Origin of the sequence: Streptomyces sp. 1222.5, assembly GCF_900105245.1 — a bacterium.
GTDB classification, from domain to species: domain Bacteria; phylum Actinomycetota; class Actinomycetes; order Streptomycetales; family Streptomycetaceae; genus Streptomyces; species Streptomyces albidocamelliae.
Genome location: NZ_FNSZ01000001.1, coordinates 8,133,387 through 8,147,595 on the forward strand (window position 1 = coordinate 8,133,387; position 14,209 = coordinate 8,147,595).

15 protein-coding genes and 1 pseudogene are annotated in these 14,209 nt (G+C 69.7%); 3 read left to right on the top strand and 13 right to left on the bottom strand.

Features of this window, described 5'->3' with window-relative positions; all coding sequences use genetic code 11:
* Nucleotides 1-193 precede the first annotated feature (193 nt).
* Nucleotides 194-562, top strand: a pseudogene (locus BLW57_RS36860) (VOC family protein); the annotation flags it as partial.
* A gap of 58 nt (nt 563-620) precedes the next feature.
* Nucleotides 621-1,238 carry a TOPRIM nucleotidyl transferase/hydrolase domain-containing protein gene (locus BLW57_RS36865; protein WP_093480023.1) on the top strand — a complete coding sequence of 206 codons (618 nt, stop codon included), beginning with the start codon at nt 621-623 and terminating at the stop codon, nt 1,236-1,238.
* A 129-nt stretch (nt 1,239-1,367) separates the two neighbouring features.
* Here the strand turns inward: BLW57_RS36865 and BLW57_RS36870 are convergent, their stop codons facing one another.
* The 5 genes from BLW57_RS36870 to BLW57_RS36890 all read right to left on the bottom strand — a co-directional run bounded on the left by BLW57_RS36870 (nt 1,368) and on the right by BLW57_RS36890 (nt 6,119).
* The gene (locus tag BLW57_RS36870) at nt 1,368-2,600 is read right to left on the bottom strand and encodes a tyrosine-type recombinase/integrase (protein ID WP_093480024.1); all 1,233 of its coding nucleotides are present in this window, start codon (nt 2,598-2,600) and stop codon (nt 1,368-1,370) included.
* Nucleotides 2,601-2,688: 88 nt separating this feature from the next.
* Nucleotides 2,689-2,931, bottom strand: coding sequence for a helix-turn-helix transcriptional regulator (locus BLW57_RS36875; protein WP_093480025.1), 243 nt, complete (start codon nt 2,929-2,931; stop codon nt 2,689-2,691).
* 289 nt (nt 2,932-3,220) lie between these two features.
* Entirely contained in the window at nt 3,221-4,768 is a 1,548-nt protein-coding gene (locus tag BLW57_RS36880; RefSeq protein WP_093480026.1) for a YfjI family protein, read from the bottom strand.
* On the bottom strand, nt 4,765-5,193 hold the full coding sequence (locus BLW57_RS36885) for a hypothetical protein (protein WP_256339697.1): 429 nt from the start codon (nt 5,191-5,193) through the stop codon (nt 4,765-4,767). The genes BLW57_RS36880 and BLW57_RS36885 overlap by 4 nt, the downstream gene beginning before the upstream one ends.
* Nucleotides 5,190-6,119: a bifunctional DNA primase/polymerase gene (locus BLW57_RS36890; protein ID WP_093480027.1), complete on the bottom strand. Its 930-nt coding sequence runs from the start codon at nt 6,117-6,119 to the stop codon at nt 5,190-5,192. Before BLW57_RS36890 ends, BLW57_RS36885 begins: the two co-directional genes overlap by 4 nt.
* Nucleotides 6,120-6,737: 618 nt before the next feature.
* Between BLW57_RS36890 and BLW57_RS41010 the strand changes: the two genes are divergently transcribed.
* Complete coding sequence (locus tag BLW57_RS41010; RefSeq protein ID WP_143051637.1) at nt 6,738-7,223, top strand: hypothetical protein; 486 nt, start codon at nt 6,738-6,740, stop codon at nt 7,221-7,223.
* Between the two features lie 95 nt (nt 7,224-7,318).
* Here BLW57_RS41010 and BLW57_RS36900 read toward each other — a convergent pair whose 3' ends face one another.
* The 8 genes from BLW57_RS36900 to BLW57_RS36935 form a co-directional block, all read right to left on the bottom strand.
* Complete coding sequence (locus BLW57_RS36900; RefSeq protein WP_093480029.1) at nt 7,319-7,822, bottom strand: hypothetical protein; 504 nt, start codon at nt 7,820-7,822, stop codon at nt 7,319-7,321.
* Nucleotides 7,823-7,832: 10 nt separating this feature from the next.
* Entirely contained in the window at nt 7,833-8,024 is a 192-nt protein-coding gene (locus BLW57_RS36905) for a hypothetical protein (RefSeq protein ID WP_093480030.1), read from the bottom strand.
* Nucleotides 8,025-8,237: 213 nt separating this feature from the next.
* Entirely contained in the window at nt 8,238-10,352 is a 2,115-nt protein-coding gene (locus BLW57_RS36910) for a hypothetical protein (RefSeq protein ID WP_093480031.1), read from the bottom strand.
* A 1-nt stretch (nt 10,353) separates the two neighbouring features.
* Nucleotides 10,354-11,940: a hypothetical protein gene (locus tag BLW57_RS41840; protein WP_218138123.1), complete on the bottom strand. Its 1,587-nt coding sequence runs from the start codon at nt 11,938-11,940 to the stop codon at nt 10,354-10,356.
* A 77-nt stretch (nt 11,941-12,017) separates the two neighbouring features.
* Entirely contained in the window at nt 12,018-12,356 is a 339-nt protein-coding gene (locus BLW57_RS42645; protein WP_093480032.1) for an RRQRL motif-containing zinc-binding protein, read from the bottom strand.
* Nucleotides 12,356-13,357 carry a DUF2637 domain-containing protein gene (locus BLW57_RS36925; RefSeq protein ID WP_093480033.1) on the bottom strand — a complete coding sequence of 334 codons (1,002 nt, stop codon included), beginning with the start codon at nt 13,355-13,357 and terminating at the stop codon, nt 12,356-12,358. The genes BLW57_RS42645 and BLW57_RS36925 overlap by 1 nt, the downstream gene beginning before the upstream one ends.
* Nucleotides 13,354-13,887, bottom strand: coding sequence for a hypothetical protein (locus BLW57_RS36930; RefSeq protein ID WP_093480034.1), 534 nt, complete (start codon nt 13,885-13,887; stop codon nt 13,354-13,356). The genes BLW57_RS36925 and BLW57_RS36930 overlap by 4 nt, the downstream gene beginning before the upstream one ends.
* Complete coding sequence (locus BLW57_RS36935) at nt 13,884-14,141, bottom strand: DUF6284 family protein (RefSeq protein ID WP_093480035.1); 258 nt, start codon at nt 14,139-14,141, stop codon at nt 13,884-13,886. The genes BLW57_RS36930 and BLW57_RS36935 overlap by 4 nt, the downstream gene beginning before the upstream one ends.
* Nucleotides 14,142-14,209 lie beyond the last annotated feature (68 nt).

Here is a 14,209-nt window from a genome sequence, read left to right on the forward strand (position 1 = left end):
GTGCTGGTGCGGCCACCCGGCACGGCCGGGGAAACCGCCTCGGCGCAGCCCCGGCGACGGGCATCCCCGTCCCGCCGGAGTTCACCCGGTGAGCCGTCACCCGTTCGGCGGTACCCACGCGCAGGGTGACACTGCCGGCACCGAGCCGAAATCGCCTGGACGGCGTCAGGTGTTCATGATCGGATTACCGGCCATGACCTCCTTGATCCGCCACATCACCATCGACGCCGCCGACCCCTACACCCTCGGGGACTTCTGGGCCAGGGCCCTGGACGGCTCGCTCGCCGACGACGACTTCCCGGGCGATCCCGAAGCGCTGGTCACGACCCCGGCGGCCACCTTGCTGTTCGTCAGGGTCGACGACCGCAAGACCGTGAAGAACCGCGTGCACTGGGATCTCCAGCCCCAGGACCGCACCCGGGACGAGGAGGTCGAGCGCCTGCTCGAACTCGGCGCCACGCTCCAGGGCGACCACCGCAGGCCCGACGGCACCGGCTGGGTGACACTGCGGGACCCCGAGGGCAACGAGTTCTGCGTGGAACGCAGCGCAGCGGAACGCGCCACGGACTGAGCTCGGAAATTCCCTGGCGTGGCACCCGTCGAGAGCGAACACTCGTCCCATGGCTGACATGGGGGAGTTCCGGGACGCGGTCACGGCATGGGCGGCCGGTGCTCCCGGCGACCCCGCACGGGAGCTGGCCGCGCGGCTGTCCGTCGGGGCGGTCGTACTCCTGGAAGGGCCGAGCGACGTCGCGGCGGTGAGCGCTCTCGCCGCACGCCGTGGCCGGAACCCGGCGGCCGAGGGAGTCTGCGTCCTGTCGATGGGCGGCGCGATGAACGTCGGCCGCTTCGCCGGCCTCCTCGGACCGCCCGGTCTGGGCCTGCGCCTCACCGGACTGTGCGACGAGGCCGAGCGTCGCTACTACGCCCGCGGCTGGGAGCGGGCCGATGTGGCGCGGCAGGAATTCTTCGTCTGCGCGGCCGACCTGGAGGACGAGCTCATCCGCGCACTCGGCGTGACACGGGTGGCGGAGCTGATCGGGGCGGAGGGGGACGAGCGGGCCCTGCAGACGTTCCTGCGTCAGCCCGCCCAGCAAGGCCGCACCTCCCGGCAGCAGTTGCGGCGCTTCCTCGGCACGAAGAAGGGCCGCAAGATCCACTACGGCCGCGTCCTCGTCGAGGCCCTCGACGCCGACCAGGTGCCCGCCCCGCTCGACGCACTGCTCAGCAGCCTCTGAGGGACGGCGCGGGCACGGGCGCGTCACATGTTGATCCTCTGAGCGCTACAGCCGGGCTGGAAGCCTTTGACCAGCGGTGACGCCGCCAGGAAGAGACTTTCTCTGCCCTCCTGGGCCGTCCAGGGGCCGTCAGGCGTTCGCCTCGGCATCTCGGAACACCGTGTCCAGGGCTCGTCGGGCCCGATCGCGACTGCTGGGCATGAGGTGCGCGTAAACCCTAAGCGTCATCGCGGGGTCAGCGTGTCCCAGGTACTCACTGACAGCTTTAATGTTCTCCCCTGCGTCGAGCAGGACCGAGGCATAGAAGTGCCTCAGAGCATGCATGCCATGCTCTCGGGCCGCCGGGTACCGCTCGCCGCTCTCTCGTTCAGGGATGACACCAGCAGCGACCAGGCTGGGCTTCCAGACAGAGTCATTGAAGGTGCCTCGTCGGATGGCCCCGAACTTCCCGGTGAAGATCAGGCGGCAGGTTACAGGCGGGCCATCGAGCGTCTTCCACGGCAAAGTGACCTCGGTCGGTGTGTGCTGAAGCATGTGGGCTTGCAGCCTGTCAGCCACAGCCGCTGGCAGCGGCACATTCCGATCCTTGTTGCACTTGGGCGGTGCGAACACCGGCTTTCCTCCTTGCACCAACTTCACCTGGCGAAAGACGTGCAGGGTGTTGGCGTCGAAGTCCACCGCCTCTGCGGCGAGTCCGAAGATTTCGCCTTGTCGCAGGCCGCATCCGGCACCGACATCTGTCATGGCCTGGTAGCGCTCAGGCAGGGCGGCACGAATCCCAAAGACGCGCTCTGGCAGCCAGGGAATGACGCGCTTGGCTTCTGCCGTCGGCGGTCGGACAGACTTCGCGCTGCATGGGTTCCGCGCGAGGAATCCATCGTCAACTGCTGCGGCGAGGACAGCGCGCACGTTGCCGTAAATATGGACAGCGTAGGTGCCCGGAATCCCTGCGTCCTTCATCTGCCGCAACCAGGTCCTGATGTGAGCAGGCTGGAAAGTGCCAAGAGGCCTTGAGCCAATGTACGGAAAGGCATGCAGCCGAATCTGTCGTTCTGCTGTGTCAAGGGAGTCGATGGTCTGGGAGGCAACCCACCGCTCGGCGTACTGCTGGAAGGTCATGCGCGCACTTTTAGGGTCGATGTACTGGCCGCGTTCCATGTCTGTGCGGACTTGAGCCAGCCAAAGTTCAGCCTCTCTCCGGTGTCGATCGGGAAAGCTCTTGGACTTCTCACTGCCGTCGGGGCCGATGTATCGGGCGCGGTAACGCATACCGTTCCCGTAGCGGTCGGTTTTGACTCGGCGAGACTTACCGTCGGGGCCGCCCTCAGTCTTGTACCAGCGGTCTTGGATGTGGCCAGCCATGTAATGCGAGATCCCTTCTGGGCATGGGTCGGGGAGGGCCACCCTGTGGCCCTCCCCGGAGAGTTGGACGGTGCGGTGTGTCGCCGCGTCAGGCTGCGTCGGCGATGGCGCTCCGTTCGGCGACCCAGTCGCGTACGGCGGCCGGGTCGTAGCGGACGTACTTGCCGACACGGAAGCCGGGAGGACCGATGCGCTTCTTCCGCCACTGGTAGACGGTTTCCTTCGGTACCTCGAACATCTCGGCGATGTCGTCTGGGGTGAGATACCGGTCCGGGAGGCCGGCCCGCAGTGTGGCGCGCGGGTCGGCGCCCGTGTGAGAGGCCGTGCTCATCTGGCTTTGCCTCCTCGGCGGGAAGGGGGATCCGCTGACAGAAATGACAGAACCTCCCGTTCAGGCCGCTGACGTGCTCTTTCATGGCATTGATGATCTTTGACAGAACTGAATTTTTTGCTGACAGAACCTCCCTGGGTGGCGTTGTGTCAGCGCGGCTCAGCAGGGCCCGGGGAGGTTCTGTCAGGTTTTAATTCAGTTCTGTCAAAACGGCGATCATGGTTGTTTGTGCAGGTCAGTGGCCTGCGCCGGGGGTTCTGTCGGTTGTGTCAGCGGGTTGGGGGTTGTGTCAGAGGGCGCGGGTGATGCGGGGGTGGGTTTCGTAGCGCGGGGAGGGTGGCCGCCCGCCGCGCCCGGTGCGTGGTGGGGCGGGGAGTTGGCGGACCCAGCCGTGTTCTTCGAGCAGGCTCAGGGCGGGGTCGAGGTCGCCGATGGCGGGGAAGTCGGCCCGGCGCAGCATCCGGAATAGCTGGCGTTTGGTGAACTGCTCGGGCCGGTTGCTGGCGAGGGTGGTCAGGACGGTTAGGGCTGCGTCGTGGGCGGGGTCGGCGCTCATGACGGTGAAGACGTCCAGGGCGTGGGCGGTGAAGTAGTCGCCCAGTTCGGTTGCGGCGGCCATGGTGGCGGCGGCGATGGGCTTGTGCCAGCCGTCCTCGGGGTGGGCGGCCAGGTGCAGCAGTCCGGCGATGCGGGCCACGGCCCCGTCCCGCTTGGCCGCCCACTTCACGATGGGGGCCAGGGAGCCGTCCGGACCGAGCCGGGATTCCGTGACCCGCTGGAAGGCAAGCAGCACCGCATCGGCTTCCGGGGTGAGCTGCAGGAGAGCGGGGTCGGTCCATCCGGCGAGGGCGATCGTGAGACCGCCCAGCCGCTTGGCGTAGGTGGCGGCCACTTCTTCGTCGAGCAGCTCGGGGGTGAGGTTGCGCCGCCCGACCAGGGAGAGGGGCTTGGAGTAGAGGAACCGGGCGAGCAGGCCGCGCCCGTCGGCTCCGTCGATCCGGTTGAGGGCGTCCAGCACTTCGGGCTGGACGGCCAGGCCGATGGTGACGGCCGGGGCGTCGATGTGCTGGGCTTCGCGGCCTTGGCGGTTGACGCGGATCATGTCGCCTGCGTGGCCTTTGAGGAACATGCCCATGTTGGGCTTACCGGTGTAGCGGCCGGCGATAATGTCGAACAGCTCTCCTTCGGCGCTGAGGCAGGAGATCCGCCCGCCCTGTTCGTGGAGCAGCGTGCCGACGTTCTCAGGCGTGACGTCGTCGGCCACGAGCTGCGGCACTGCGGGCACCGTCATCTCATCGGCCGTCTGCGCCAGGGAGACGGCCTCAGCAGTCAGTTGGCCGCGTTGCTCGGGGTCGGCGTTCGCGGCCTTGGCGGCGGCCTTGTCGGCTGCGGCCTTGGCCAGACGCTGGGTGGTCTCGGCTTCGGCTCGTGCCGGGCCCGACAGCTCGATGAGGGCCTTCTCAGCGGCGAGCAAAGGCCGCATCAGCAGGTCGAACACGGCGGACTTGCGGTTGCCGGGGTCCAGCGCGACGGCGGTGTAGATGTTCACCGGCTCGCGCCAATGCCCGCGCACGCACACCTTCACCCGCCCGCCGGCTGCCGTGGCGATGGCGGCAAGCGCCAGGCACCCGGCGAGGTCGGTCGGGGTCTGGGTCTCCTCAGCGACTCCCTGCACCATGGCGGCCAGCCAGTCGGGCAGAGCGTTGACGGGGAAGGCGGGGAGGGCGGGTCGTGCCTTGAGGGGGACGGGTTCATCCCAGGCAGGGCCGGTGATCTGCTCGGGCTCGATGTGGTCGAACCCTTCCCACAGATCCGATCCCGTGTCGGGGGCAGTCATGCGGCGGTCCTCCCTTCCAGAATCGGTGCGGGCTCACCCGTGCAGGCGGCCTTGTGGGCGCTGTACTCGGCGATCAGGACGGTCACCTTGTCGGCGCCCCGGGCGGTGCCGGTCTGTCCGCAGGTGCAGGCGTAGGCGGCGGTGGGCGCGTGGGCGGTGCGGGTAGACCGGCGAGCACCGTCGTAGTGGTCGCGGTAGACCGGCGGGGCGTAGATGCGAATACCGGGCTGCTCCGGCGTCGGATCGATGCCGGGCCGTACGTCGCGGTTCCATGACCGGTCAGTGCTAAGAGCAGCGACGACGCCCTTCCGGGCGGCTTCTTTCGGCTCGCCAACTGCCGGTGAATGCACGGGCTGTGGAGCGGCTTGCGGCCCGGCGGGAGCGGGGGCTGTGCAATCCAGGTGGGGGGAGTTGGGGCCGGTCATGCGGCTTTCCGCGGTGTGGCGTGGGCGATGACCCAGTCCATGGCGCTGCGGATGGTCGTGCGGCACTCGGCCGGCGGGAGTCCGGTCGCCTCCCCCGCCCCCTGGATTGCCTGCTCCGCCACCTCGCGCGGGAGGTCGCCCCACGCCACGAACCGGGCCACCTTGCAGGCGCCCTTGTGAAGGGTATTGTTGCGGCCGTCCGGCCCGCCCTCGCCCGCCGCGGCGATGACCGCGCATTCGCGTTCCAGCGCGGTGCGCGCGGCCCGGGTGCCGTCCCTGGGCTGCACCGGAATGACGGTCGCGGGCCTGGCGGGCTCGGCGAGCAGCGCGGCCAGCCACTCAGGGAGAGGCGCGACCGGTGCATCGTCGGCTACCTCGTAGGTGCCGGCGGGGGTGGTGCTGCCGGGGGCGACTACGTAGCCGCCCCACGCACGGGTGTCGATGTGCGGCCCGAGACGGTTCGCACTGCACTTCAGCCGCACCCCGGCGGGGGCGGTGAAGTAGAGGTGTTCACCGCGCGCGGTCCGCACCCGGTAGGTGGCGGGGAGCACCTGCCCGGTGCGCTCGCAGAGCGCCGCAAGGGAAGTTGCGCCGTCAGGCGCTCCTTTCGGCTCTTCCGGCTTGACCGGGTCCAGGTCGATGACGAGCAGCCCGGCCGGGCCGGTAGCGATGCCGACGTTGTAGGGCTGGTGCGCCCATGCGGCGTGGATCAGATTCGGGTCGGTGGTGGCCCGCTGCTCGGGGGTTTTGTGGCCGTCTGCGCAGCGTCCGTTGCCGGGGCAGTACTCCTCTGCGTGCCCGGCGGGGCGTTTGCCGTTGGGGCGTAGCGGGATGACGGGCCAGCCGCGCTCGGCCGCTGTCAGTGCTGCGGCGAGCAGGGGCAGGCAGGACAGGTCGGCGGTGAGGATGCTGGGAGGTTCGGGCATGCTGGAGGTCTCCAGTTCTCTTGGGAGTGCTGAGAGCAAGGGCGGCCCCGGTTCCTGGCGGGATGGGGGGCCGCCCTTGGCGTAGCTGCCACCGAGCACGGAGAGGCGGCATGCGCAGCCGCTCCTCCGTCCACTACTAAGTCGCCGGGCTAGCGACGATGGGCGCGATCGTCCGGGAGTCAGACCGGTCCAGAAGGATCCGCCTCGCATGATCGATCCTGGCCGCTATCACGTGCTGCTCGAAGCCGGCGGCCGGCCGGTGGGGCAGTGCGAAGGTCGTGCGGGACAAGTTCCGGTGCTGGGTCAGGGAGTACGGTTCCGTGCCCGGTGCCCGCGTCACCCTCACCGACGAGGCGAGGATGGAGGTGGTGCCGGCCGTCTGGCCCGACCCGCGATAGGGCTGGGCCGGACTACTTGGCCCCGGGGCCGTCGACCTGGGCGTGCCGGACGGCCGAATCGTCGCCTCGCTCGCCCGGCAGGGCTGTCTTCGATCAAGCGGTCCTGAAAGGACGCGAACCTCAGAAGTTGCTCAAGAAGCTTCCCGCCCATGTAGGTCATGTGACAGGTTCATGACCTCTTCGTGAAGGGAAGCGAAGAGTCCGGAACTGAGGGGTATAAATGAAGATTTCACGCAAGGCTGCGTTTCGTACGACGACCATGGTAGTTGCCGCTGCGGCGGCAATGACCTTTTCCATGGGGACTGCCTCCGCTACTAGTTGGGAGGTTGATCACGCTGTGCAGACCTGGAAGTCGTATAACGAGACGGCCGACGGCTGGTGGATGCAGATGGCTGGCCCCACAGGCAACGGACCTGCAATGATTTCCTTCAATTCCGACGGCGACTTCTGGTACCTGATCGACACGAAGGCAGATGGAAAGTCTGCGGCAGTCAAGTGGTACAACTACCGGAACGGTCAGCTGTACCGGAACGGTACGTGCATCCAGAGCCACGGGGCCGGTACGTCCGGTATCTGTAACAATGACTACTACGAAGACAGCACCATTTGGGCTTCGGCCTGCCTTTACGACGGAGAAACCGACAAGTATTCCGACTGCAATCTCCTTGGCTTCACTTTCCGGGTGAGCGACGGAAAGACCACCTGACGACGTAAGTGGGTGCAGAGGGGGGAGGGGCTAGTGCGGCCTTACGGTCGCCCCCGCACCGGGGCGGATCGACCGCGGTAGCGAATGCGGTCCTCTCAGGGGCGGAGTTCGTTGCGGTTGCGGGCGATCAGCCCGTACGCGGGTGCGGTGATCGTGTTGGTCTCCTGCCGGACCGGTCCGGCGTAGTGGTGGTGCGTCGTCGTGCGGGTCGCCTTCACGGCCCGCGCCGCGGAGCCGATCGCGGTGATCACGGCGGCGAGGGCGGCGATGGGGAGGGTGATGAACAGGACGCTGGTGAGGGTCACGGCGGCGAATCCTTGGCAGGCGAGCCAGATCGCGCAGCCGATGCCGACGAACGCCGCCCCCACGCCGATGCCGGCGACCGCGGTTCCGGCGGCCCAGGCGGGGACGATTCGGCTCTCGGGCTGCGTGATCGGGGGCGTGGTGCCGTAGGCGGGCAGCGGGACGGTGTCGCGGTAGGCGGTCGGTATCTGCGCCACGGGCTGGCATGCCTCGGCGATGATGCGCCGGGCCTCGGCGGCGGCTTCGGCGTCGCTCAGGCAGCGGTGCCGGGCGGCGGGCTGGTCGTGGTCGCTCATGGGGGCTCCCTCAGGTGAGGTGGCGGGCGGCGTCGGCGAGGGCGCGGCAGACGGCTTGGATGGGTGTGGCGGCGCCGGTGCGGGCGGTGAAGAAGCCGAACAGGAAGAGCACGAGGGCGCTGAGGGGGCCGACGTAGCGGCCGCGCATGAGGACGAGGGTCAGCAGCCCGAAGACTGCGACGGCGGACAGGGTCACGATCACCGTGGGCCTCCCGGGAAACAGGGCGGGCAGCACCCGCCGGGTGGGGGTGCTGCCCGCTGCTTGCTTGTCGTGTCGCTTGTCGTCTGGCTTGTCGTGCGGCTTGTCGCTTGTCTTGTCTTGTCGCTTGTCGCCTTGCAGGTCACAAGCCGTTTCCGGGCCTCCAGAGCGGCCTAGGCGGCTTCTGTCCGCGTGGGGGTGACAAGCGACAAGCGATCAGCTCTCGCCCGGATCCTTCGGTGCGTGCTGGCGGTGGACGTAGCGGGACTTGGTGCCCTCGCCGATGCGGATGGCGGTGCCGTCGTCGGTCCATGCCTTGAGCCAGCCGACGACCGTCTGACGGTTCGTGCCGTACGGGTCGGCGAGTGCGCGGGCGATCGCGGATGCCCCGGTTCCCTCGCGGCCGGCGGCGAGCAGCGCGGCGAGCGCGGCCTGCTGCGCGGGGTTGGCCTGCTCGCCGCGCAGTGCCGACAGGTTCAGCCCACCCGTCCCGGCCGGCGGACCCGGCTCGGTGTTGGTGTGGGGTTCGGGTGCGGTGGCGAACTCGGCGTCGATCTGCGCCCGGAACCGGCGCAGCACCTCCTCATCCGGTGACGGCTTCTCGTTTCCCTGTCCGCGCAGCGCGGACAGGTTGAGCGTGCCTGCCCCGCCCGCCGGATGTTGGTCTGCCTGCTCGGTGTCGTTGGCGGGGGTGAGGTCGTGCATCCATGCGGTGCGGTCGCTGTCCCAGCGGCGGGCGTAGGCCGTCCCGGCCGCGCTGGCGGACACCGTGTCGAGTCGGGGGTGCCGGTCGGAGGTGGCGACGGTGATCTCGCGAATCTGGCTGGGCTTGATCCGCCATGCCTTGAACAGCGCGGCCGGGGATTCGGGGGTGCCCATGAACCCGGCGCCCTTGTAGGGGGCCTGCTCCACCCGCAGCCCGCGGCGGCCGGGGAACATCTTGCCCAGGTCCATGCCCTCGGTCTCGCCACCCGTCAGGGCAGCGCGGACCTTGGCCTCCCGGCGGATCATCAGGTTGCCGAGCACGCTGCCGGTGGCTCCGAGGGCGGTGAGGACGGTGCGGATGCCCATGGCGCGCAGCATCCGGATGACCTCAAGGATCTTCTTCGCGAGCTGCTTGGTTTGAGGGTCACTGCTGGTCAGGATCTCCGCACCCTCATCAATGACCAGCAGGATCTGAGGAATCTTCGCGCTGATCGGCAGGAGATCTGTGTCCGCTTTCGCCAGCAGTTCCTGGTAGGCCTTCTTGCGGTGCAGCCCCACGGCCAACGCCGCGTCGAGCATGAGCAGGGCTTCGGCGTGAGTGGAGGCGAGCCAGTCGATACCCGGGCGTACGGGCTTGTCGTCGCTGGTCTTCAGCTCACCGTTCAGCGCCGGGAGTACCCAGGGCAGCCCGGCGCTGCCGGCGTTGAGGTCGATCACCCAGGTCAGCACGTCCTGGGCCCGGGCGAACCCGGCGAGGATCGTGTGAATCATGTTCGTCTTGCCCGACCCGGTAGGGCCGACCACGAGAGCACACTGCTCCCGCAGGTAGGCGGAGACGGGGTCGCCGTTGGTGCGGACGCCCCAGGGCAGGCCGGTCAGGACCGAGAGGGGGCTGTAGTCCTCGGGGTAAGGGCAGTCGTCTTTGAGGACGTTGACCGTGGTCACATCCAGGATGGCCCGCCCCTGGTGGATACCCGGGGTCGCGGTGGCGGTGCAGCCGTGCGGCAGGCGGGCGTCCGCGGAGAGCTGCACGGAGTACTGGGCGATGCGGTCGTAGGTGATGCCGCCCTGCGGCTCCAAGTCCAGGGAGTATCCGGTGGCGGTGGGCCACATCTCCACCGCGAGGACACGCACCTTGATCTGGCAGATCCGCTGAATCCGCTCCACCCACTCCGCAGCGATCGCCCGGCGCTCGGCCGACAACTCGGCGGCGATGGCCCGCTGCTCAGCGGCGATCGCCTCCTCCTCCCGAGCCTCCTCGTAGAGAGCGACCGAGCGAGCGGTGGCGCCGATACCGACGCCGATCGTTGCCAGCGACCCGAGGGCGGCCCAGGTCAGGGGCCCGTAGGCCATGGCCCAGGTAGTCCAACCAGCGCCCACCAGCCAGCTGGCAGCGCGGGTAGCGAGGGTGCGGCCGGCATTGCGCACCCGGATCCCGGCGATGGTGTGTCCGAGAGCGCCGGCAGCGCCGACGGCGAGGGCCCAGCCGGGGGGCATGTGGGTGGCGGCGCCGGTGGTGGCGACGGCGAAGGCTCCGGTGGTGGCGGACAGGGCGCCGGTCACGGGTCCGTGACCGGCCGCCCAGTCCAGCACCGGGCCACTCTCGTGCGTGGCGGTGGTGCTCATCTCAGACGTTCCAGCCCTTCTCGGCGTCGTGGCCGTTGCGGGGGTCCTCGTGCCGGGCGATGTCCTGGGCGTGAACCTGCCGGAACAGCGGACCCATGTCCTCGGCGACAGCGACGGCGCTCATCAGGGCGCCGAAGATGTCGGTGAAGCCGTCCGCGACTTCCTTCTCCAGCGGAAACTCGCTGTCGGAGCGCTCGGCAAGGATCTTCATCACGTTCGCCACGCTGGTCAGCGCGGCCGGGAGCCCCTCGACCATGGCCAGGATCTCCATGGCGTTCTCGGGCTCGTAGGCGTTGGCGGCCTGCTCCATCTCGGCAGCGGCCTCTTCGAACTGGAAACCAGACACGAACTGTTCTCCTTCACTCACCTCGGTGGTGTGGGCGGGTACTTCCTCGGCCGGGCGCTGCACCTGCTCTCCCAGGCCCTCGGTGCCGTCCTTGGTGGCCTCCGCATCCACGGCGGCCTCATCGGCGGCCAGGTCCTCGCGGATCGCGGCGTCCCGCTCGGTGCGCTCCTCGGCTGCGACGCCGACCAGCCGCCGGTACAGGCGGCGGCCGGGGTGGATCAGCCAGGGGATGTTGAACTTCCGGCCGATCGGGGTGGTGATCAGCCCGAGCAGACCGAGCGGCAGCGCGAGCAAGGCGGCGAGCAGACGGCGACCGTGGAAGCGGGCCGCGGACCGACGCAACGCCTTCCGGGCCGCCTTGCGCAGCGGCGCCTTACGCACCCTGTCGCGCTGTCCGGCGACTGTGCCGGCCGCCTTCTTGTCTCGCCGGTCACGCTGCTTGCCGATCGCCTTGTCCCGTACCGAACGGGCCTTGCGCACGGCACCGCCCAGCAGGCGGCCCGCCGGGCCTTTCGGCTTGCCGAACCGGTTGGTGCTGCCCGCTGCGGCTTTGGCGTTGCGTCGGGCGTCGGCGACTGCGCGCCGGGCGTTCGTCGTCTGCGCTCGCTGCCCGCCACGGGATCCGGCCGCGGACTGCTGCCCGGCACGCAGGGCCTTTATCTGCCCCAGCCGTGCTGCGGCCTTCCCGGTACCGGCCGGACGCTTGGCGGCGCCCCGACTCAACGCGTTGCGCTTGGTCCGCCCGGCCGTCGTGCTGGCGTGACGGGCGACAGTACCGACGCCACCCCGCTTCGGGGTGTTGCCGGACGGCTTGCCACCCCCGCGACCGGCACGGGAACCGCCCGAGCGACCGTCCCCCGACCGGCCAGTGGCACCCGCCCCGCCGCTCCGGGGGGCGGCGGAGCGTGCGGCGGTGCGTCCGGCAGTGTGGGCCGCGGTGCGTTTGGCGTCGCGGCGGGGGTTGGGCTTGCGGGAGCGGGCGGCGGCGAGCGTGCCGAGGACTACCGCGCCGGTTCCGGCGATGATCGCGGCGATCGGCCCGCCGGCCAGGGCGGCGGCGCCGACCGCGCCGACGGTGCTGTTGGCTCCGGACAGGGCCAGGGGGACGACCGGCCAGCCGCCGGGCGTGTGCTCCACCTCCTTCGCGGTCTCGGACTTCTCGGTGGGTGCGGGGGCGGGCGGGCGGGGCGGTTCGGAGGCGGAAGCCTCGACGGCTACCGGCTCCGTGCTGAGTTCCGTCATGCTGAGAGCACTCCTCATGGGAGTAGGGCCCGGCCGGGACTGTGAGAGGTCCGTCCGGCCGGGCTCGCCAACAGGGCCTATGCGACGCGCTGTTCCTCGGGATAAGCGCACGGGCTGCACATGCCGAGTGAGGTAGGGATGACGTATCCGGCATCCCGGCCGCACTCGGGACACCGGCGCCGTGCGGCGTTCGCCTTCGCCAGGGGCGCCCACTTCGCGGGCGTCATCGGGCGTACGGGCTTGGCCTGGTCGATCGCGTACAGGTAGGCGATGAGCGGGCTACGGCGGCGTCGGGGCCGCTCGAGTTGGGCGGTCACGTCCTGACCACCCGGCCGCAACCCCAGGGCACGGAGTTGCCGGCGGGTGGCCAAGCCGTCAGGTGCCAGCCGCCACCGGTAGACCGGGACGGCACCCATCACCGGCTCGCGATGGCCAGCTCAGCCCCACCCGGCGGCCGGTGCTCGGCATACCGGGCCGACACCCAGCCGACCGACCAGCCGCACAGCTCCGCAGCAGCGCGCACCGACAGTTCCGCGGCGAACGCGGCAGACACGATCCGACGAGCCTCGTCCTCGGGGAGCTTGCTCTCAGCCGGGCCGCGCGCGAGCAGCTCAGCGCGTTCACGCTCGGCCTGCCGCGCATGCTCTTCGTGTTCGCGGCGTTCACGCGCCTGCCGCTCCGCGTGCTCGCGAGCGCGGCGGGCGAGGGCGTCGCGCTCGGCCTGCTCACGCTCCCGCTCACGCTGTTCACGTACCTGTTCACGGTGTTCACGCTCGGCCCGCTCCGCAGCCTGCTGCTCGGCCTGCCGCCGCTGCTCCTCGCGCCAGCGCCGCTCCTCCCGCTCCGCCTGCTCACGGACCAGGGCGGCCTCATGCTCGCGCTGTTCACGGTCCAGCTTCGCCGTGTGTTCGCGTTCTTCACGGGCCTGCCAGCGGTCGGCTTCCGCCCGCTCGCGGGCGGCCCGCTCGGCTGCTTCCCGCTCGGTACGCTGCTGCTGTTCCAGCCGTGCGACCGCTGTGGCGATCGCCCGCCGGTAGGCCAGCGAAGTCTCCGCGGTGGCGATCAGAAGCAGGGGTGCCACGGAGTGGACAGCTACGCCGACCAGGTCTTTCTTCAGTGCGGAGTCGGCGGTGTTGAGGGCGAGGGTCATCAGACCGGTCATCCACCGCAGCACGACGGGCCAGCGTCCGCCGTGGCCGCCCAGGCGGGCGAGGACGTCATCGAGCTTGACCACGATGACCACCGCAGCATCCACCACCAGCGGCAGAATCGGGGCCGTCCAGTCCCAGTCGTCCGCCGTGTGATCGGCCATGAGTGGCGTGACGGTGAGGATCGAGTAGAGCATCGCCCCGCACACGATCAGCCACGTCCCGCCGGACAGGGCGCGCTCTGCTGAACGCGTCTGAACGCTGTTCATGCCGCCCCCTCAACCGGCTGCGGCGCGGGCATCTGAGCCCGGCGGAAACCCTTGGACTCGGCGTTGTAAATGAACGCCGCCAAGCGCCACATGGACGCGGACGCGGGGTGTTCATCCGCAGGCACCCACGGCGTCCCGGCCGCCACGCCATGCGTGCCCGTGTCGGCCACGGCGTCCTCGCGAGAGGCGTAGACGGTGTGCGGCTCGCCGTAGTGCAGCAGCACCGTCAGCGTGCTGCCCTCCGCTGGCCCAGCCTCCAGCTCCGTGCGGAGCCGACGGATTTCGATGGCCTTCAACAGCAGTTCCTGCTCCGTAGCGGACAGTTGCTCCATGGCACGAGCGAGGATGGTGCCGACCTCGGAGGTGGCGGCCTCCGCCCGCTCTGCACGGTCGGTGACGGCGTACAGCTCCCGGATCTGCTGGGACCAGGCGGCGTTCGCCTGCCCCTGCACCTTGCGGGCGTGAGCGAGGGCCTGGTCGGCGTCCTCACGCAGTCGACGCAGACGGCCGGCGGTAACGAGGCGGATCACGCTGCCTCCCCCACGCTGTAGCGGTTCGCCAGGGCGCGTCGGGCGGCCAGCACCTTGCGGCGGGCCCGGCGCAGCCGCCGGGTGTCCACCTCCGTCACCGGACGGTCCAAGGTGCTGATCTGCACGTCCAGCAACTCGACCTCCGCCGCGATGAGCGGGAGCTCCCGCTCGATCGCGTCCAGCTCCGCGGCCGTGGGCTCGCGGTCGTACTCGCTGCCGGTAACAACCGGCTGAAGTGCAACGATGTGCTTCATGGGTCGTGACTCCTTCTGCTCTGGAACGGCCCGACAGCACCCCTCGGAGGGCCTAAGCTCCGAGGGGT

What these genes read in the sequence shown, in the direction of transcription:
- BLW57_RS36865 (WP_093480023.1), top strand. Translation starts at nt 621, where the DNA reads ATGGCTGACATGGGGGAGTTCCGGGACGCGGTCACGGCATGGGCGGCC.
- BLW57_RS36870 (WP_093480024.1), bottom strand. Translation starts at nt 2,600, where the DNA reads ATGGCTGGCCACATCCAAGACCGCTGGTACAAGACTGAGGGCGGCCCC.
- BLW57_RS36875 (WP_093480025.1), bottom strand. Translation starts at nt 2,931, where the DNA reads ATGAGCACGGCCTCTCACACGGGCGCCGACCCGCGCGCCACACTGCGG.
- BLW57_RS36880 (WP_093480026.1), bottom strand. Translation starts at nt 4,768, where the DNA reads ATGACTGCCCCCGACACGGGATCGGATCTGTGGGAAGGGTTCGACCAC.
- BLW57_RS36885 (WP_256339697.1), bottom strand. Translation starts at nt 5,193, where the DNA reads ATGACCGGCCCCAACTCCCCCCACCTGGATTGCACAGCCCCCGCTCCC.
- BLW57_RS36890 (WP_093480027.1), bottom strand. Translation starts at nt 6,119, where the DNA reads ATGCCCGAACCTCCCAGCATCCTCACCGCCGACCTGTCCTGCCTGCCC.
- BLW57_RS41010 (WP_143051637.1), top strand. Translation starts at nt 6,738, where the DNA reads ATGAAGATTTCACGCAAGGCTGCGTTTCGTACGACGACCATGGTAGTT.
- BLW57_RS36900 (WP_093480029.1), bottom strand. Translation starts at nt 7,822, where the DNA reads ATGAGCGACCACGACCAGCCCGCCGCCCGGCACCGCTGCCTGAGCGAC.
- BLW57_RS36910 (WP_093480031.1), bottom strand. Translation starts at nt 10,352, where the DNA reads ATGAGCACCACCGCCACGCACGAGAGTGGCCCGGTGCTGGACTGGGCG.
- BLW57_RS41840 (WP_218138123.1), bottom strand. Translation starts at nt 11,940, where the DNA reads ATGACGGAACTCAGCACGGAGCCGGTAGCCGTCGAGGCTTCCGCCTCC.
- BLW57_RS42645 (WP_093480032.1), bottom strand. Translation starts at nt 12,356, where the DNA reads ATGGGTGCCGTCCCGGTCTACCGGTGGCGGCTGGCACCTGACGGCTTG.
- BLW57_RS36925 (WP_093480033.1), bottom strand. Translation starts at nt 13,357, where the DNA reads ATGAACAGCGTTCAGACGCGTTCAGCAGAGCGCGCCCTGTCCGGCGGG.
- BLW57_RS36935 (WP_093480035.1), bottom strand. Translation starts at nt 14,141, where the DNA reads ATGAAGCACATCGTTGCACTTCAGCCGGTTGTTACCGGCAGCGAGTAC.